The 17,133-nt window shown below is 64.8% G+C and carries 16 protein-coding genes; 3 read left to right on the forward strand and 13 right to left on the reverse strand.

Translation table 11 applies throughout. The features are described from left to right. Positions 1 to 19: 19 nt before the first annotated feature. The 6 genes from U5A58_RS29860 to U5A58_RS29885 all read right to left on the reverse strand — a co-directional run bounded on the left by U5A58_RS29860 (position 20) and on the right by U5A58_RS29885 (position 6,119). Entirely contained in the window at positions 20 to 1,555 is a 1,536-nt protein-coding gene (locus U5A58_RS29860; RefSeq protein WP_321964175.1) for a DHA2 family efflux MFS transporter permease subunit, read from the reverse strand. Positions 1,556 to 1,619: 64 nt separating this feature from the next. After that, positions 1,620 to 2,705 (reverse strand): HlyD family secretion protein, encoded by a 1,086-nt coding sequence (locus U5A58_RS29865; RefSeq protein WP_321933975.1) that lies wholly within the window; start codon positions 2,703 to 2,705, stop codon positions 1,620 to 1,622. Between the two features lie 88 nt (positions 2,706 to 2,793). Next, positions 2,794 to 3,219: a MarR family winged helix-turn-helix transcriptional regulator gene (locus U5A58_RS29870; protein WP_321964176.1), complete on the reverse strand. Its 426-nt coding sequence runs from the start codon at positions 3,217 to 3,219 to the stop codon at positions 2,794 to 2,796. A gap of 90 nt (positions 3,220 to 3,309) precedes the next feature. Beyond that, the gene (locus U5A58_RS29875; protein ID WP_321914474.1) at positions 3,310 to 4,239 is read right to left on the reverse strand and encodes a LysR family transcriptional regulator; all 930 of its coding nucleotides are present in this window, start codon (positions 4,237 to 4,239) and stop codon (positions 3,310 to 3,312) included. Between the two features lie 75 nt (positions 4,240 to 4,314). Continuing rightward, a complete protein-coding gene (locus U5A58_RS29880; protein WP_321964115.1) occupies positions 4,315 to 4,635 on the reverse strand; it encodes an ArsR family transcriptional regulator in 321 nt (106 codons plus the stop codon). An 11-nt stretch (positions 4,636 to 4,646) separates the two neighbouring features. After that, positions 4,647 to 6,119: a PLP-dependent aminotransferase family protein gene (locus U5A58_RS29885; RefSeq protein ID WP_321964116.1), complete on the reverse strand. Its 1,473-nt coding sequence runs from the start codon at positions 6,117 to 6,119 to the stop codon at positions 4,647 to 4,649. 187 nt (positions 6,120 to 6,306) lie between these two features. On the opposite strand from U5A58_RS29885, the gene U5A58_RS29890 reads away from it, so the two are divergent. Further along, complete coding sequence (locus U5A58_RS29890; RefSeq protein WP_321964118.1) at positions 6,307 to 8,646, forward strand: FdhF/YdeP family oxidoreductase; 2,340 nt, start codon at positions 6,307 to 6,309, stop codon at positions 8,644 to 8,646. 96 nt (positions 8,647 to 8,742) lie between these two features. On the opposite strand, the gene U5A58_RS29895 is transcribed toward U5A58_RS29890, so the two are convergent. From U5A58_RS29895 to U5A58_RS29920, 6 genes are all read right to left on the reverse strand, one after another. Next, positions 8,743 to 9,108, reverse strand: coding sequence for a response regulator (locus tag U5A58_RS29895; protein ID WP_028229743.1), 366 nt, complete (start codon positions 9,106 to 9,108; stop codon positions 8,743 to 8,745). A 40-nt stretch (positions 9,109 to 9,148) separates the two neighbouring features. Next, positions 9,149 to 10,135, reverse strand: a complete 987-nt coding sequence (locus U5A58_RS29900; protein WP_321964120.1) for a chemotaxis protein CheX — start codon at positions 10,133 to 10,135, stop codon at positions 9,149 to 9,151. Between the two features lie 17 nt (positions 10,136 to 10,152). Further along, the gene (locus U5A58_RS29905; RefSeq protein WP_321964122.1) at positions 10,153 to 10,686 is read right to left on the reverse strand and encodes a hypothetical protein; all 534 of its coding nucleotides are present in this window, start codon (positions 10,684 to 10,686) and stop codon (positions 10,153 to 10,155) included. Then, positions 10,683 to 11,444, reverse strand: coding sequence for a methyl-accepting chemotaxis protein (locus tag U5A58_RS29910; protein WP_321964124.1), 762 nt, complete (start codon positions 11,442 to 11,444; stop codon positions 10,683 to 10,685). Before U5A58_RS29910 ends, U5A58_RS29905 begins: the two co-directional genes overlap by 4 nt. A gap of 3 nt (positions 11,445 to 11,447) precedes the next feature. Continuing rightward, a complete protein-coding gene (locus U5A58_RS29915) occupies positions 11,448 to 13,817 on the reverse strand; it encodes a HAMP domain-containing protein (protein ID WP_321964125.1) in 2,370 nt (789 codons plus the stop codon). A gap of 203 nt (positions 13,818 to 14,020) precedes the next feature. Next, positions 14,021 to 14,563, reverse strand: coding sequence for a GNAT family N-acetyltransferase (locus tag U5A58_RS29920; protein ID WP_321964126.1), 543 nt, complete (start codon positions 14,561 to 14,563; stop codon positions 14,021 to 14,023). Positions 14,564 to 14,699: 136 nt separating this feature from the next. On the opposite strand from U5A58_RS29920, the gene U5A58_RS29925 reads away from it, so the two are divergent. Then, positions 14,700 to 15,527 (forward strand): AraC family transcriptional regulator, encoded by an 828-nt coding sequence (locus U5A58_RS29925; protein ID WP_321964127.1) that lies wholly within the window; start codon positions 14,700 to 14,702, stop codon positions 15,525 to 15,527. Positions 15,528 to 15,555: 28 nt separating this feature from the next. Here the strand turns inward: U5A58_RS29925 and U5A58_RS29930 are convergent, their stop codons facing one another. Continuing rightward, positions 15,556 to 16,143, reverse strand: coding sequence for a LysE family translocator (locus tag U5A58_RS29930; protein ID WP_321964128.1), 588 nt, complete (start codon positions 16,141 to 16,143; stop codon positions 15,556 to 15,558). 161 nt (positions 16,144 to 16,304) lie between these two features. On the opposite strand from U5A58_RS29930, the gene cobF reads away from it, so the two are divergent. Then, positions 16,305 to 17,078 carry a precorrin-6A synthase (deacetylating) gene (gene cobF, locus U5A58_RS29935; RefSeq protein ID WP_321964129.1) on the forward strand — a complete coding sequence of 258 codons (774 nt, stop codon included), beginning with the start codon at positions 16,305 to 16,307 and terminating at the stop codon, positions 17,076 to 17,078. Positions 17,079 to 17,133: the final 55 nt, after the last annotated feature.

Below are 17,133 nucleotides of genomic sequence, written 5' to 3' on the forward strand. Positions count from 1 at the left end.
GGGGTTGGCATGAAGCACCTCAATGGGCGTCGGGCGGCGGCGCGCCCAGCGAAATCGGCTTGGAGAACGCCACGCTCGCAATGGCGACCAGGAAGCAAAGCGAGAGCACGAAGAACGTATCGGAGAACGTCATCACGAGCGCCTCGCGCAGAATCAGCGCGTGCAGCTGTGCGAGCCCGGCTTCTGCGGCATCGATCGCATTGCCCGCCACGGACTGCCAGTACACGGCGCGGCCCGCCAGCAGCAACTGCACCTGCGGCACGCCGCCACTCACGCTCTCGTTCAGGCGCAGATAGTGAAAATTGAGCCGGTCGTTGAGCATCGTCGCGCTAACGGCAATGCCGATCGCGCCGCCCAGATTGCGCATGAGATTGAAGAGACCGCTCGCCGACTTGAGCCGCGAAGGCGGCAGTGAGCCGAGCGACATCGTGACGATGGGCGGAATGGCGAACTGCTGGCCAATGCCGCGCAGCGCCTGCGGCAGGAGGAACTGCTGCCAGCCCCAGTCGTGCGTGAGCGGCACATACAGGTAGCAACCAAGCCCGAAGCAGACCAGTCCGAACAGCATCAGCGCGCGCATGCTGAAAAAGCGCGTAGCGAAGGCATAAACGCCAAGCGCGAGCAACTGGAACACCCCCACCGAAAGCAACGACAAGCCGATTTGCAGCGAGCTGTAGCCGCGCACCTCCGCAAGAAAGAGCGGCGTGAGATAGACCGCCACGAAAATGCCAATGCCCGTGACAAACGAAAGCAGGCTGCCGATGCCGAAGTTGCGCACGAGCAGCGCGCGCAGATCGACGATCGGGTCCTTCGCCGTGAGTGCATGCACGATGAAGAGAAAGCCGCAGATCGCCGAGATCCACGTACAGGCCACGATCACGTCGTCGCCGAACCAGTTCTTGCGCGGGCCCTCTTCGAGCACGTATTCGAGGCAGCCGAGAAAGCCGCACATGAGCGCGATGCCGAGATAATCGCCACGTTTGAGAAGCGAAAGATCGGGCTTGTCGATGTTCACGTACTTGGGCACCAGCGCCGCTACCGCAATACCCGGCACGAGGTTCAGATAGAAGAGCCAATGCCACGACCATTGATCGGTGATCCAGCCGCCAATCACGGGGCCGAGCGTGGGCGCGAGCGAAGCGAGCGCGCCAATGGTTGTGGAGGCAACGAGACGCTGCTTGCCAGGAAAGAGTACGAAGGCCGTGGTGAACACCGTGGGGATCATCGCCGCGCCGAGTGCGCCTTGCAGGCCGCGGAACACGATCATCGAGTTGATGTCCCAGGCGAGGCCGCACAGCATGCTCGTGATCGTGAAGCCCACTGCGGAGGCCACGAAGAGCCAGCGCGTGGAGAACACCTTCGAGAGCCAGCCCGACATGGGGATCACCATGATCTCGGCAATCAGATAAGCCGTTTGCACCCACGAAAGCTCGTCCTGGCTCGCGGAAAGACCACCGCCGATGTCGCGCAGCGACGAAGCGACGATCTGGATGTCGAGCGTGGCCATGAAGAAGCCGATGCACATCAGCGCAAAGGCGAAGGCGCGTTGCGCCATTGGCTGGAGATGGGGAGCGAGCGTCGGGTCGGCGCTGGTAGTGGCGTTCATCGCAGTAGCCTCTTCAGTGCGCTTCGGACAGATGCACCTTCACGGTCGCCGAAAGACCGGGCCGCAGCGCGCCTTCCAGCCCCGCGGACGTATTGGCGTCAATGCGGATGCGCACCGGCACGCGCTGCACGATCTTCGTGAAGTTGCCCGTGGCGTTCTCGGGCGGCAGCACGCTGAAGGTCGCGCCCGTGGCAGGAGCGAGGCTTTCCACGGTGCCGTGCAACGTGCCGCTCGCGGCGTCGAGCGTCACGTCGGCACGATCGCCCGCGTGCATCTTCTTCAACTGATCTTCCTTGAAGTTCGCGTCCACCCACAGACCCGTGGCAGGCACCACGGTCAGCAGCGGCGCACCCACGTTGGCAAGCGTGCCCACGCGCGCCGTGCGGTTGCCGATGTAGCCGTCCACCGGCGCGGTCAGCGTCGTGTATTCGACGTTCAGTTGTGCGAGGCGCTGGTTGGCCTCGGCGGTCGCGACCCGCGCTTGTGCGTCGTTGATCTGCGCGGCCAGCACGTCGAGCTGGCGTTGCGCCGCCAGCACCGCCGCGCCGCTTTGCGCAACCGATGCCTGGGCCTTCGCGTAGTCGGAATCCGCACGCTCGACCAGCTGGTTCGATACCGCGTCGTCCTTCACCAGTTCGCGGTAACGCGTCTGGTCCTGAGCGCTGCGCGTGAGTTCCGCATTCGACGCGCGCACTTCGGCCTGATGCTGGTTGATCACCGCTTCCTGCAACGTGCGCTTCGCCTGCAGTTCGTCGACTGCGGCGCGCGCGCTCCCCAGCTCCGCGTTGGCCTGGGCAAGCTTCGCGTCATAGTCGCGCGAGTCGAGACGCAGCAGGACCTGGCCCGCGTGTACGCGCTGGTTGTCCTGCACGGGAATGTCCGAGACGAAGCCGCTCACGCGCGGCGCCATCACGGTGACGTTGCCGCCCACGTAGGCGTCGTCGGTGGTCTCGACAAAGCGCAGCACGAAGAACCAGTAGCCGGCGGCAGCCGCCAGCACGAGAGCGACCGCGCCTAGCGCGAGACGCATGCGCGAGATGCGCGCACGCTCGCTCGCCTGCGCCGGCTCGACCGCAACGGGAGTGGAAGGACTCGACATGACGTTTACCTGTGCATATACACTACTAAAGATAAAAAAACGCCGCCGTATGAAGCAACGCGACGCAACCCGCAAATCCATTGCAACGTTAGACAGCCCGTGTGATGCGAAACAGCTCGCGCCGCAGCCACGCGGCGCGTTGCGCGCCAAAGCGGCGCTCGAATTCGTCCTGCGCCGCGCGCCAGTGTTCATGCGCCGCGTCGAGCCGCGAACGGCCCGCCTGGGTGAGCGCGAGCCGGCGGCGGCGCTCGCCCAGGTCCGACGCATCGGCCACGAGCGCGCCGCGCAAGAGCGGCCGCAAGGCCCGCACGAGCGTGGTGCGCTCCATCACCATCGAGCGGCCGAGTTCCGCCATCGTGAGGCTCGACGCGCGGCCGAGCGCACCGAGTATGCTGAACTGCGTGGGCGTGAGCCCCGCTGCGCTCAGGTGACGCTCGTAAAGCTGCGACAGATGCCGCGCGGCCTGGCGTACGGCAAAGCAATCGTCGTGCTCGGGTGACTGATAGATGTGCATATGCACAGAGTAGTCGCCAATCGGGCCCCGAACAAGCCTTACGCGCGGCATCACATTATGGCCGCGACGACAACAATCGTCGCAAAGCTTTCAGATTGCCTTCGCCTCGGCGGGCGCGTCGTGCGCCATGCCGTCGAAAAAAGCCGTGGCGTGGTCGATGAACGCGCGCACCTTGGCCGGCAGCAGCGTGCGCGTGGTGTAGGCGAGGCGAATCTCGATCTGCATGTCGACGAGCGGGTACGCGTCGAGCACCGTCACGAGTTTGCCCGCCGCAAGCTCCTCCCTCACGAGCGCGACGGGAAGAATGCCGATGCCGAAGCCTTGCAGCACCATCTCGCGGTTGAACTCGGGGTTGTTCGAGGCAATCTCGTGGTGCAGCGGCACGACGACTTCCTCGTCGCCTACGCGAAACACGATCATGGGCTTGCGCATGGAAGGCGGCATCGGCACGAACAGGTGGTCGGCGAGGTCGGCGGGATGTTTCGGCGTGGAATGCGCTTCGAGATACGCGGGCGTCGTGACGAGCGCGAGCGGAATGCGCTCCAGCAAGCGCGTGACGGTCGATTCGTTATTGAGCATGAACGGCAGCACGAGGCCGAGATCGTAGCCGTCCGCGATGAGATCGACGGGGCGCTCGGTGAGGATCACGTCGAGCGTGACCTTGGGATGCGCGCGCTTGAAGCTGGCGATGAGCGGCACGAGGCGATTGACGGTGGCCGTGGTGTGCGCGACCAGTCGCAGCACGCCATTCGCCTCGCGCGTTTGCACGGTGGCGTCGGCCTCCAGTGCGTCGAGGTCATCGAGCACGCGGCAGCAGCCTTCGTAGAAACGCTCGGCCGTCTCGGTGAGCGACACCGCGCGCGTGCTGCGATGAAAGAGCCGGCTGCCAAGGCGCTTTTCGAGGCGTGCGATGGCGCGCGAAACGACGGGTGTGGTGAGGCTGTGCATGTCCGCGGCGCGCGTGAAGCTGCGCGCCTCGACGACGGAGCGGAAGATCCGCAGGCTGTCGATGTAGTCCATGGTCTTGAGGGGGATGACGTTGGCGTAGCTTAACACCGGCAAACGCGGCTCACTCGCGCATGGCGATGGCTGGCGCTACGCTTCGGGCTCGCCGAACACCTCCGCACAAAACGCGCGCCCCTCATCGGACAAACTCGCCGTGCCGGTTCCATCTTCGGCCTGCGTCGTCACCACGAGGCCGCTGTCCACGAGCGACGTCAATTGTCTGCGCAATCCGCTCATTGGCACGCCGGCCTGCTTCGAGAGTTTCGCAAGCGACCACGCGCGGCCCGGGCGCTCAGGCTGGCCGTGCTTCTCGCACTCGGCGCGCCACAACTGCTCGAGCACGGCAATCAGCACCGGGTCGACGCCCGCCTCGTCTGCGTTGGCGTCTTCGCGCTCTTCGTCTGCGTTCATCGTCTGTCTCCTCATGCCATCTTCGCAGCCATTTCGCCTAGCGTCTTCAGCGCGGCTTCAGTCTGCGCGTTCCATGGGTAGCTGTAATTCAGCCGGATGTAGTGGTGATACTCGTTGCGCATCGAGAACATGTAGCCGGGCCCGATGGTAATGCCTTGCGCGAGCGCCGCCTGATAAAGCCGCATCGAATCGACGCGCGGCGGCAGTTCCACCCACAGCACGTAGCCGCCTTGCGGCTCCGAGGTGCGCGTGCCCGCCGGAAAGAAGCGCTCCACCATCGCCCGCATGAGCCGCGCCTGCTGCCGGTAGAAGCGCCGCACGCGGCGCAGGTGCCGGTCGTAGCCATCGTGGCGCAAGTAGTCGGCCAGCGCCACCTGGGGAACCGAGGGGGTCGTGAGCGTGTTGAGGAACTTGAGCTTTTCGACCTGCGCGCGGTAACGCCCCGGCAGCGCCCAGCCAATGCGGTACGAAGCCGACAGGCTCTTCGAAAACGAGGCGCAATGCAGCACGAGGCCGCGCGTGTCGAACTGCTTGAGCGTGGAAGGCCGCGTCTGCCCGAAGTACAGCTCCTGGTAGACGTCGTTCTCGATCACCGGCAAATCGTGCGCCTCGGCAAGCGCCACGAGCCGCGCCTTGTTCGCGTCGGGCATGCGAAAACCGAGCGGATTCTGGAAGTTCGGCATCACCATGCAGGCCGCCACCTTCTGCCGCTCGAGCACGCGCTCCAGCGCGTCGAGGTCGATGCCGGTGTGAGCGTGCGTGCTCACTTCGATAGCGCGCATGCCCAGACGCTCGATGGCGTGCAGCATCGCGTAGTAGGTGGGCGACTCGACGGCCACCGTGTCGCCGGGTCTCGCCACCGCCTGCAGGCTCAGGTTGATCGCCTCGGTCGCGCCCACGGTGATCACGATTTCCTCGGGATCGACGCTCACGCCGTTTTCGGCGTAGCGCCGCGCGATCTGGCGGATCAGTTCGGGGTTGCCGGGCGGCAGGTCGTCGATGAGGTTCCAGCTCGCGTGGCGGCGCGCGATGGCATTGGCGTACTGGTTGATGCGCCGCCAGGGGAACAGCGCCGGGTCCGGGTACGGCGAGCCGAGCGGCACGGCGTCCTGCGCACCGATGCTGCGCAGCGTGGAGAGCACGAGCCGGCTGACGTCCACGTTGGCGGGCACGGGCTGCCTCGGCGCGCTCGCGCGGCGCGGCTTGCCCGCTGACACGGCGGCATTGTCCAGTGCGCCTTGTGCGCCCACCGCGCCGCGCCCCTGCGGCGCGCCCACGCGCGCACGCACGAAGTACCCCGATTGCGGCCGCGACTCGATCACGCTGCGGCTTTCCAGCAGCGCGTAGGCGCGCAGCACCGTCTTGATGCTCACGCCGTGCTGCTGGCTCGCGCGGCGCACGGAAAGAATGCGCTCGCCGGGGCCGAACACGCCGCGGCGCACGGCGGCTTCGATATCGTCGGCGAGTTGCTCGTAGCGGGTCACGTTCGGGTTGGGTCCAGGCAGGCGGAAAGAGGTCGGGCGCGCGCGGTCGATCCCCGCAAGTCTATGACAAAACGCCGCAACTGTATCCCTTGCTTTTCGGTTTTTCTGTGATCTCCGGGGGCACAGGAACACAGTAGTCTTCAGTCATCGGGCAGACCGCCCTGGAACACGAAAAGCCAACCGCATCATGAAGAAGCCGCAAGGTCGCATCGAGCCGTATCACCACCCCGCCGCAGGCTGGGGCGCGCTCAAGCAGGTCGCCATCAACCTCATCAAGGAAAGGGTGACGGGCGGCGACTACCGTATGCTGCTCAAGCAGAACCAGCCCGACGGCTTCGACTGCCCCGGTTGCGCGTGGCCCGACCGCGAGCACGCGTCCACGTTCGAATTCTGCGAAAACGGCGTGAAGGCCGTGGCGGCGGAGGCGACCAGCAAGCGCGTGACGCCCCAGTTCTTCCAGGAGCACACCGTTAGCGAGCTGATGGCGCAATCGGACTACGAGCTGGAGCAGTATGGCCGGCTGACCGATCCGCTCGTCTACGACGCGCTGCAGGACCGCTACGTGCCGATCGAGTGGAACGATGCGTTCAAGCTCATCGCCAAGCACCTCAAGGCGCTCGACGACCCGAATCGCGCCGCGTTCTATACCTCGGGGCGCGCGAGCAACGAGGCCGCGTTCCTCTACCAGCTGTTCGTGCGCATGTACGGCACGAACAACTTCCCCGACTGCTCGAACATGTGCCACGAGGCCACGAGCCGCGGCCTGCCCGGCACGGTCGGCATCGGCAAGGGCACGGTCACGCTCGACGACTTCGAGCACGCCGACACGCTGCTCATCTTCGGCCAGAATCCGGCGACGAACCATCCGCGCATGCTTGGCGAACTGCGCGAATGCGCGAAGCGCGGCGCGACCATCGTCTCGATCAATCCGTTGAAAGAGCGCGGGCTGGAGCGCTTCGCGAGCCCGCAGCACACGCTCGACATGCTCTCGCCCAAGGGCGTGCAGATCAGCTCCGTGTTCATCCGCCCGCGTGTGGGCGGCGACTTCGCGCTCATCAAGGGTGTGGCCAAGCGCGTGATCGAACTCGACGACGAAGCGCTCGCGAACGGCACCGAACGCGTGCTCGACGTCGGCTTCATCGCCGAGCACACGGTTGGCTTCGACGCCTTCGCCGCCGACTTGCGCGCCGAATCGTGGGACACGATCGTGGCCGAGGCGGGTGTGCCGATCGAAGAGGTGCTCAAGCTCGCCGATATCTACGTCAAGGGCCGTGCCGTGATTTCGACGTGGGGCATGGGCCTCACGCAGCACAAGAATTCGGTGGCGACGATCCAGTTGCTTTCGAACCTCATGATGATGCGCGGGAACATTGGCCGCCGTGGCGCGGGCCTGTGCCCCGTGCGCGGCCATTCGAACGTGCAGGGCGACCGCACGGTCGGCATCGAGGAAAAGCCCACGCAGGCGTTTCTCGACCGTCTCGGCAAGGCCTACGACTTCGAGCCGCCGCGCGAGCACGGCTATGACGTCGTGGAAACGATCCACGCGATGCTCGAAGGCCACGTGAAGGTGTTCATCGGTCTTGGCGGCAACTTTTCGATCGCCACGCCCGACACGCCGCGCACGTGGGAAGCCATGCGCGCGTGCGCACTCACGGTGCACGTGACCACGAAGCTCAACCGCAGCCATCTGGTGCACGGCCACGACGCGCTCATCCTGCCCACGCTCGGCCGCACCGAGATCGACCTGCAAAACGGCGTGCCGCAAGGCGTGAGCGTCGAGGACTCGATGAGCATGGTGCACATCTCGTACGGCATGAACCGCCCCGCCTCGACGAACCTGCTTTCGGAAATCGCCATCGTCGCGCGCATGGCGCACGCCACGCTCGGCAGCGACAAGGTGGATTGGCTCGACCTCGCCGCCGACTACGCGAAGATCCGCGACGGCATCGAGAAAGTGTTCGACGGTTTCGAGAACTACAACGAGCGCCTGAAGCACCCGGGTGGCTTCCACCTGGGCGTCGCCTCGCGCGACCGCGTGTGGAAAACGCCTAGCCAGAAGGCGCAGTTCGTCGTGCACGCCATCGCACTCGATACGCCCATCCACCGCGCCCGCGCCGAGCATGGCCCGCGTCTCATGACGCTCATGACGACGCGCTCGCACGATCAGTACAACACGACGATCTATGGTCTCGACGACCGCTATCGCGGCGTATACGGCCTGCGCCGCGTGCTGTTCGCGAACCGCGAGGACATGACGATGCTCGGCTTCGAGCCGGGCCAGCACGTGGACATCACGAGCGTGTGGGACGACGGCGTGGAGCGCCATGTCGAGGACTTCATGCTCGTGGAGTATGACATTCCGCGCGGCTGCCTCGGCGCGTACTATCCCGAGACCAATCCGCTCGTGCCGCTCTCCTCTATCGCCGATGGCGCGGGCACGCCGACTTCGAAGTCGATTCCGGTGCTGCTGAGCCCCACGAAAGCAGACGTGTCGGCCGACGCCGATGCTGTGCTTGCGGCAGCCTGAGCGCTGGCTATATCGCGCCTAAGCGGCTCCTTCGGCCATCGCAAGGAGCCGCTCGACGGCCGGCACGCGCGCCCGAACCCGCGGCGCCGGAAGAAATCAGCTAGCCAGCTTCCGGAACGTTTCCAGCACCGCTTCACCCTTGAAAGGCTTCACGATCCAGCCGCGCACGCCGGCCGCCTTGCCGCGCTCCTTCATGGCAGGGCTGCTTTCCGTGGTCAGCATCACCACGTTCACGGCCGTGTTCGCCAGTTCGCTGCGGATTTTCTCGACCATCGTGAGGCCGTCCATGTTCGGCATATTCACGTCGCTCACCACGAGCTTCACGCCCGGGTTCGAACGCAGCTTCGCGAGGCCGTCCTTGCCGTCCACCGCGGTGTCCACGTCGAGGCCGTTCTTGCGCAGAAAGCCGGCCACTTCGTCACGCACCGTGCTCGAATCGTCCACCACCAGAATCTTTGCCATGCTGTTCATCTCCTTCGCGCCGTGTAGGGCGCGTCTTTGATCAAAATAATTCGAGTTCGCCGCTGGCCTGCTCTTCCACGGCGGCGGCGGCGGCCTGTGCGGCCGTCTCGTCAAACCCTTCGCGCGACCAGCCGAGGCTGAACACGAAGCGCTGGTCTATCACCACTTCCCGGCCCGTATTCGGACACGTGAGCCGGTACTTGAGGCACAACTGCGGATTGTCAGAGCCAAACGACAAATAGCGCCGCCGGTGATTGATGAGCAGCGGCACCTGCACCTGTGCGCGGCCCCATCCCGCTTCATCGGCCGCGCGTGCGTTGCCGAGATAGCGGTTGCGAAACGCACCCCACACGAGATTCGTGAGTTCGGCGAGCACGCCATTCACGTCGCGGAAGTCGCTCGCTTCGTCGCGGCCCGCGCGCGGAGGCAGCAGTTCGATCAGCGGCGTCTCCTCGGTCTGCATCAGGAGCCAGCCGCGGCACCATGCCGTCTCGATCGGAATGAGCGTCAGCACCTCGCCGAAGATGATGCGGTCGCGCACGATGCTCGGCGTGTCCCAGTTCACTTCGAGACTGGGAAAGAGGCCGCGCAGGCGGCCGAGCGTCATGTCGGTGATGCCGTCCACGAGCGGGTCAGGGTAGTCGTGCGAGAACACGTGCGCTTCAAGCGCCGCGGTCAGTGTTTCAGGATCGCTTTCGTACCAGCTTGCGCGCGGCAAGCGGCGCAATGGTTCGGGCAGCGCATCGCTGTGCTCGTTGGCTGCGCGCCGCAACACGACCGGCAATTCGGGGCGCTCGGCTTCCAGCGCGACAGCCACGGCTGCTGCGGCTTCGAACGTGCCGCCAAAGTCAACGCCCAGCAGCACGCCGCCCAGATCGTAGTGCGTCTTCAGCGCCGCCGAGAGCGCTTCGCGCCGCACCGGCACGCACACGCAGTCGTGTGCGGCTGCCGTTTGCGCAATCGCCTCGGCACGCGCCGTATCGCTTTCCAGCAGCAACAGCTTGCTGACTGGCTTGTTCGCGTTCATGTTTCCGTTCTCTGCCTTCAAAACAATTCGAGTTCACCCGCGCTGTCGTGCGCTTCAACGGCAGCGGTGCTCGCCACGAAATCGAGCGGCGCCTGCGTGCAGACGCACAGCGTGGCGCCGAGCCGCACGTCGTGGTCGATCGTGAGCGCATACGACTGCACATAATCCGGCTTCAATTCGCGCAGATACGGCAGGCACCCGCTGCTGAGCGCATACGGCGTGGACATGCCGAGGTCGGGAAAATGCTCGACCAGTTGCTGGTTCATCGCCCCGCAGCACAGGTTGCCGAACTCCATGAAGCATTCGGTGAGCGTGCGCGAGGCGTCGCCTACGTAGTAGCGCTGCGTGCGCTCATCGTCTTCGAAATGCAGAAGCAAGAGCAGGCGGAACTGCATCGACGAAATCGTCAGGACGACCAGGTGCTCGCCCTGGGGCGCCTCGCCCACGCGAGGCTCGATTACGCAGCTGTGCTGGGCGTCGGTCACGAGACGCATGCGCGCAGCAGCGAAGAAAATCCGCTCGATGCTGTCCTTCGCGTGCGTGCCGATCATGCGTGCGCCCCGGCGCGCTTTGCTTCGAGCTGGTGATGCAGCTGTTGCGACGAGGCTTCCACACTCGCAAGCGTCGCCGCGATCATCTTGCCGCCCGCCTGGATGTCCTGGAACGTCGCGGCCGTGATCAGGTCGTTGCGGTTCAAGCTGTCGCGATAGCTCTTCGACAATTCCTGCGAGCGCGTGGCGAGCGAGCGCACTTCGCCCGCCACGATCGAGAAGCCGCGCCCCGCCGCGCCCGCGCGCGCCGCTTCGATCGAAGCGTTGAGCGAGACGATGAGCACATGGCTCACGATCGACGACAGCTCCTGGTTCTTCTTGTGCATGTCGTTGTTTTGCGCCATCAGCGAGATCATCTGCTCGTGCCAGCGCTCGAACGTCGACGACATGAGCTTCAGGCGCGACGCCTCGCTCGCAATGCGCGCCGCGTGCTGCATGGCGTCGTCCCGCTGCGCGCGCTCGCCGGCGAGCGCCGCTTCGAGCGCATCGGCCACGGACCGGCGCTGCGCGAGTTCCGCGCGCAGCGATTCGATCTGCCCGGCCAGGGCTGCGTTTTCACGCGCCGCGTCTTCCTGCTGCGCCGTGTGGCGCGCTTGCGCCTGAGCAAGCGCTCCGGCGTGCGCGGCTTCCTGCGCACGCGCCGCGTGTCCAGCCTGCGTTAGCGCGCGCTTGTGCCACGCCACGACCACGCCGGCAGCCAACGCAACAATAGCCGCGCCTTCGATCAAATACGGTAAGACCACTGCCACCCCCGCCATGCGCTAGCCCGCCAGCGCTTCCTCTTGTTTTGCTTGCGATGCATCCGCCATCTTCACTGCCCACTGCTGCGGCAAACGCACGACGGTCTGGAAATGCCGGTAATCGGCGCCCGCGCACTCGTCGGTGAAACGCAGTTCGATTGCGCCGCCCTCGCGTTCGAGGAAGTCGCGCACCGCATCCATGCCCACGCCGCGGCCCGAGACTTCGGTCACGTTCGCGGCCGTCGAAAAGCCGGGGCGGAAAATGAATGCCGCGATCGCCTCATCGCTTACCGCTTCATACGCCTGAAGCCAGCCGCGCTCCATCGCGATGCTGCGAATGCGCGCGAGCGCGAGGCCTCGGCCGTCGTCGGCGAGCGTCATGTGCAGTGCGCCGTTCTGCACATTCACGTCGATGTCGATGTGACCCGACTCGCCCTTGCCAACTGCGCGGCGTTGCGCCGGCATTTCAATGCCGTGGTCGAGCGAGTTGCGCAGCAAGTGCATGAACACGTTCTTCACAGTGGCAGCAGCTTCGCTGCGCAGGCGATAACCGTGGTCCTCGATCTTCACCACCGGTTCGACCTTGCCAAGTTCCTGAGCCAGCGAGGGCAGCGAGCCGGTCACGCTCGCGAGCACATCGGCCACGCGCTCGGTGCCGATCGCGCGCAGCGTGGTGCGCAGTTCGGCGCGCATCGCGCGAAGCGCGGGCAGGTCGTTGTCGTCGGTGCGATCGACGATGCGCAGCGTCTGTTCGATCGCTTCGCGCGTGACGGTGAGGCCCGCCGCGCCGCTCGGGCCGCCAGCCGCACGCGTGCCGCGCCCAAGGCTCACCTCGTTGATGTTCGAATAGTGCTCGAGCGCCGCCTTCACGCGCTCCAGATCGGCAATCAGCGCCTGCTGGTCCCACGCGTGGCTCGTGTCTTCGCGGCGCAGCGCGTCGTAGCGCTGCTCGACCTCGTGCACCACGCCCGTGAGATGCTGCAGGCTGTACGTACGCGCGTTGCCCTTGATCGTGTGCATGTTGCGGAACAGCGCGGCAATCGCGCTCGTATCCGCGCAGTCGTGCTGACGAATGATGTGCTCGTTTTCGTGAATGAAGCTCGTCGAGCTATCGACGAAATGCTGGAACTTCTCCTCGCTCACCGCGAGAATCTCGCCGATCATCTCGAGGCGGCGCTTTTGCTCGCCGGCTTCGGCCGCGAGTTCGCGCAGTTCCGTCACGTCGCGCACGCACAGCATGAGACGCACGACCACGTCGTTTTCGTCGGTGATCGCCGACCAGCTCAGGTCGAGCACCTTCGCGCGGCCATCGGGCGGCGTGCGCGTGATTTCATTCACGAGCAGATGCTGATTGAACGCGAAGTTCACATCGTCTTCGCCCAGGCACGCGTGCACGGCGGCGTCGATCTGCGAGAGCGTGTCTGCGTCGAGATCCGAGTGCGAGAACACGAGGTCCATGAGCGAGCGGCCCGCAATCTCGTTCGTTTCGAAGATTGCCTCTAGATACGCCGAATATTCGTTGTGGATCGTCGCGCCTTCGACCACCGTGAGAATGCCCTGCTGCATGTTCTGCAGCATCGCCTGAATGTCGGCGGTCTTGCGTTTGAGCTGCGCGGAGCTGTGCTGGATCTTCTCGATCATGCCATTGAAGGCGACGATCGAATGACCGATTTCGTCCATGCGGCCCACGGGCACGCGGCGCGTGAAGTCCTGGCTCGACGCAATCTCGCTCATCATGGCCTGCATGTGCGAGAGCGGGCGCGTGATCTGGCGGTACAGCAGCGCGCCGATCAGCGTGAGCAGCAGCACCGCGCCGCCGGTCACGCCAGCAATGGCGCTCGTCGTGGTGTCGAGCGTGCTGTTGAGCGTGCGGATCGCTTCATCTTTCTGGCGGTTCTTTTCCACGCGCATCGTCGTGACGATGCCTTCGAGTTCGTCGCGATACTGCGCGACGTTCGCGAAAAGATAGGCCTGCGCGAGCTCGTTCTTGCCGCTCGCCTTCATCTTCGCGGTGTCGTCGATGGCGGAGAAGTAGTTCGCGAGGCTTTCCTGCGCCTGCGAGACGAGGCCTTCCTGCGCGTGGCTCGCGGCCGCCTTGCGTTGCACGTCGAGCGCGGCGCGCAACGCGGCTTCCTTGTCCTTGAGCTCGTTCTGCGCGAGCGACGCAACCGTGGCGTCGGGTGCATAGACGAGCGTCATGGTGGCGAGTTGCACGTCTTTCACGAGCGCCACGAGGTCGGACGATGCGAGAGCGCTCGGCACGACGCCCTGGGTAACCTGGCGGACGTCGGTGGCACTGCGGCGGGCCTGGAGGGCCGCGTAGCCGCCGATGGCGGACAACGCGACAAACATCAGGACGATGAGTAGCGTGATGCGGTGACGAATGGTCATGTCGAAATCCCCGGGCCTTCGTCGCGCCGGCCGCGCTATGGTTGCGCGGCTCGGGACACGTTGGCCAATTTATTCGCGGTGGATTATCGACGCTTAGGTATGACGAAATGATGACTGCCGCATAATTCGGCCGATTACGCTGTGCGTTACACCACACTTGATAGCTGTTGTCTTTTGTGCGCTGGGCGGCATGGGCGTTGCGCTTAGTCCGGGGCCGCCGGGTCGTCGAGAAACAGCACCATGAGTTCGTCGTCGGCATATTCGCCGTCGATGCACAGGCCGCGCGGTTCGACGCCGTAGCGCACGAAGCCGCATGAACGGTAGAGCGCCTGGGCGCGGGGGTTCTGCGCGCTGACGACGAGATGGACCTGCAGCACGCCAATTGAGCGCGCATGTTCGATTGCGCTTGCCATCAACTTCTTTGCGATCCCGCCACCCCGTCGCGCCGGATCGACAAACACGCCCCAGATCAGCGCCTTATGGGCGAGTTTTTGGCGCACCTCGCGCAGTAATCCAACAATACCGACGAGCGCATCACCGTCAAACGCCCCAAAAACAATCTGCTCGTCGGTTACACGAATACGAGCTTCATTTTGTGAGCGGCTCAGTTGCCTTATCTCATCGGCCGTCGACGCGATGCCCTGAGGGTCATTTTCCGCCGCCCGCAAACGCATGGATTGAAACGCGTCCGCATCTTGCTCGTTCAGCGGGCGAATCATTGTATTCACTGGCTTTGATTCGTTCATGTGCAGTGCCTGGCAACAAAAAGGGAATGGCTCAAGCGGTTCGAGCAAGCCTATCACGTCCCCCGCCCTTCTTGCCTTGCGCTAATATCGAAGTTTCGCGTCGCATCATGCGCGCAGCATCGCTCCGGGGTCTCCCATGCCGCAAACCGCAACGTCCGACGCGCAACCGTACTTCTGGCGCGACGCAGACCTGCCTTTCATCGAAGTGCGCGCCATCGCCGACGGACGCAAGGTCCGCTATGGCCGTCACGCGCACAGCACGTTCTCGATCGGCGCGGTCACGGGTGGGCGCAGCACCTACCTGAACGGGAGCACGCTCTCGCACATCAGTGCGGGCGCGGTAGTGGTCATCAACCCGGAAGTTGTGCACGCATGCAATCCGGCCGCGGATGAGCCCTGGGCCTACCGCATGTTCTATCTCGACACGGCGTGGCTCGCGAAGCTGCAACACGATCTGGGTTTCGGCGCGCACGAAGGTTTCCGCCCGTTCGAGCAGACCTTGAGCTGGGAGCGCGATGTGTTCGATGGACTCAACGCGCTCTACGACCTGCTCGTCGATCCTCAGGTGTCGGCATTGCGCAAGGAATGTGCGGCCGTAGCGTATTTCTCCAGGCTCCAGCAGTCGCTCAATCCTGCGCCGGTCAGTGCACGCGAGCCGAACGAACGCCTCGCACGCGCCGCAGAATTCATCGACGGCAATTACACGCGCGCGCTCAAGCTCGGAGAGATTTGCGCCGCAGCCGATCTTTCGCCCTCGTACCTCATTCGCGCGTTTCGCGAGCAATACGGCATGACACCGCATGCGTATGTCGTGAATCGTCGTATCGAGTTCAGCCGCGCGCAACTGCGCCGCGGGCACGCCATCGCGGATGTCGCGGCCGAGGCCGGTTTCGCCGATCAGGCGCATTTGCAACGCGCGTTCCGCCAGTTCGTTGCTGCAACGCCAGGCCAGTATCGCGGCTAACTTGCTGGCCAACGTCGTCGTCGCGCATTCAGGCAAGCACCAGCCAAACCGCACTGCCGGCAAGCAACAACGCCATCGCTCGGTTCACGAAGCGCACGCGCGACGGTTCGCGCAACGCCTGGCGCAGCGACGCGCCCGTCCACGCCCAGCACGCAATCGACACATAGCACACGACGAAGTAGATCGCAGCGAACTGCCAGACCAGCGCGCTTTCGCCGGAAGCCACGTATAAGCCCATGCCCGCCACCGAGGCGAGCCATGCCTTCGGGTTGAGCCACTGCATCGTGGCGCCCACCATCAGCGAGGGGCCGTGCGACGCGTTCGGGGAGTCGATGCGGCCATCGTCGGTGACGAGCCGATACGCAACGTACAGCAGGAAAGCCACGCCCGCCCATTCGAGCCCGCGCGTGAGAAACGGCACGCGCGTCAACAGTTCGTGCATGCCAAGGCCGATCAGCAGCAACAGCAAGGTAAAGCCCACCGTCGCGCCGGTAACGTGGCGCAGGCTCGCGCGCAGCCCGTAGCGCGCGCCCGCACTCAACGCAACGATATTGACGGGTCCAGGGGTGATGGAAGTGGCCAGCGCGAAGGCGGCCATCGACAAGGCAGTGCTCACAGTTTTCCTCGCTACGCCCATTGGCGATCAGTAAGCGCAGAGGGTAGACGTGCGCAACGCCGGCGTATTGAAGAAAATTGCCCCTGCCTGCGGGCGCGGCACCGCGCGGAACTCGCGCTATCATTGCGCCGCACCGACGACTCCATTTCCGGAACTGCAACGTGAAAAAGATCCTTATCATCGGCATTGGCGCGGGCGACCCGAAGTACCTGACCGTGCAGGCAATCGAAGCGCTCAACGCCGCCGACGTGTTCTTCGTGATGGACAAGGGCGCGGCCAAGGACAAACTCGTCGCGCTGCGCAAGGAAATCTGCGCGCGCTTCATCAAGGACCACGACTATCGCATCGTGGAAGCGACGAGCCCCGAGCGGCGCCGCGACGAAGGCCTCGACTACAAGGCCGCCGTGGACGAGCTCAATCGCGACAAGCAGCGCGTATTCGAGCGCCTGATCGAAGAAGAATTGACGGACGGCCAATGCGGCGCGTTTCTCGTCTGGGGCGATCCGTCGCTCTACGACAGCACGATCCGCATTCTCGATTCCGTTCTCGCCGATGGCAGGCTGGCGTTCGACTTCGAGGTGATTCCGGGCATCAGCAGCGTGCAGGCGCTCGCGGCGAAGCATCGCGTGCCGCTGAACTTCATCGGCAAGCCGGTAAGCATCACGACAGGTAGACGGCTCGCGGAGGGTGGCTTTCCGCAGGACGTGGAAAGCGCGGTGGTCATGCTCGACGCGCAAAACGCGTATGCGCAGCTCCCGGGCGAGGACCTCGACATCTACTGGGGCGCTTATGTCGGCACGCCAGACGAGATCCTGATGTCGGGCCGCCTGGAAGACGTGAAAGACGAGATCGTCCGCGTGCGCGCACAGGCGCGCGAGGCGAACGGATGGATCATGGACACGTATTTGCTGCGCAAACGCGGCGTGAAGGACTGAAAGAGAAACGGGCGCGAACGTTGACGTTCGCGCCCGTTTGCTGATTCACGCGTTG

The organism is Paraburkholderia sp. J7 (assembly GCF_905220155.1).
In the GTDB taxonomy this organism is placed as follows: Bacteria; Pseudomonadota; Gammaproteobacteria; order Burkholderiales; family Burkholderiaceae; genus Paraburkholderia.

Excerpts from the sequence above, each read along its gene's own strand:
- U5A58_RS29915 (WP_321964125.1), bottom strand. The coding sequence starts at position 13,817 with ATGACCATTCGTCACCGCATCACGCTACTCATCGTCCTGATGTTTGTC.
- U5A58_RS29925 (WP_321964127.1), top strand. The coding sequence starts at position 14,700 with ATGCCGCAAACCGCAACGTCCGACGCGCAACCGTACTTCTGGCGCGAC.
- U5A58_RS29890 (WP_321964118.1), top strand. The coding sequence starts at position 6,307 with ATGAAGAAGCCGCAAGGTCGCATCGAGCCGTATCACCACCCCGCCGCA.
- U5A58_RS29860 (WP_321964175.1), bottom strand. The coding sequence starts at position 1,555 with ATGGCGCAACGCGCCTTCGCCTTTGCGCTGATGTGCATCGGCTTCTTC.
- U5A58_RS29895 (WP_028229743.1), bottom strand. The coding sequence starts at position 9,108 with ATGGCAAAGATTCTGGTGGTGGACGATTCGAGCACGGTGCGTGACGAA.
- U5A58_RS29905 (WP_321964122.1), bottom strand. The coding sequence starts at position 10,686 with ATGATCGGCACGCACGCGAAGGACAGCATCGAGCGGATTTTCTTCGCT.
- U5A58_RS29865 (WP_321933975.1), bottom strand. The coding sequence starts at position 2,705 with ATGTCGAGTCCTTCCACTCCCGTTGCGGTCGAGCCGGCGCAGGCGAGC.
- U5A58_RS29920 (WP_321964126.1), bottom strand. The coding sequence starts at position 14,563 with ATGAACGAATCAAAGCCAGTGAATACAATGATTCGCCCGCTGAACGAG.
- U5A58_RS29910 (WP_321964124.1), bottom strand. The coding sequence starts at position 11,444 with ATGGCGGGGGTGGCAGTGGTCTTACCGTATTTGATCGAAGGCGCGGCT.
- U5A58_RS29870 (WP_321964176.1), bottom strand. The coding sequence starts at position 3,219 with ATGCACATCTATCAGTCACCCGAGCACGACGATTGCTTTGCCGTACGC.
- U5A58_RS29880 (WP_321964115.1), bottom strand. The coding sequence starts at position 4,635 with ATGAACGCAGACGAAGAGCGCGAAGACGCCAACGCAGACGAGGCGGGC.
- U5A58_RS29900 (WP_321964120.1), bottom strand. The coding sequence starts at position 10,135 with ATGAACGCGAACAAGCCAGTCAGCAAGCTGTTGCTGCTGGAAAGCGAT.
- U5A58_RS29875 (WP_321914474.1), bottom strand. The coding sequence starts at position 4,239 with ATGGACTACATCGACAGCCTGCGGATCTTCCGCTCCGTCGTCGAGGCG.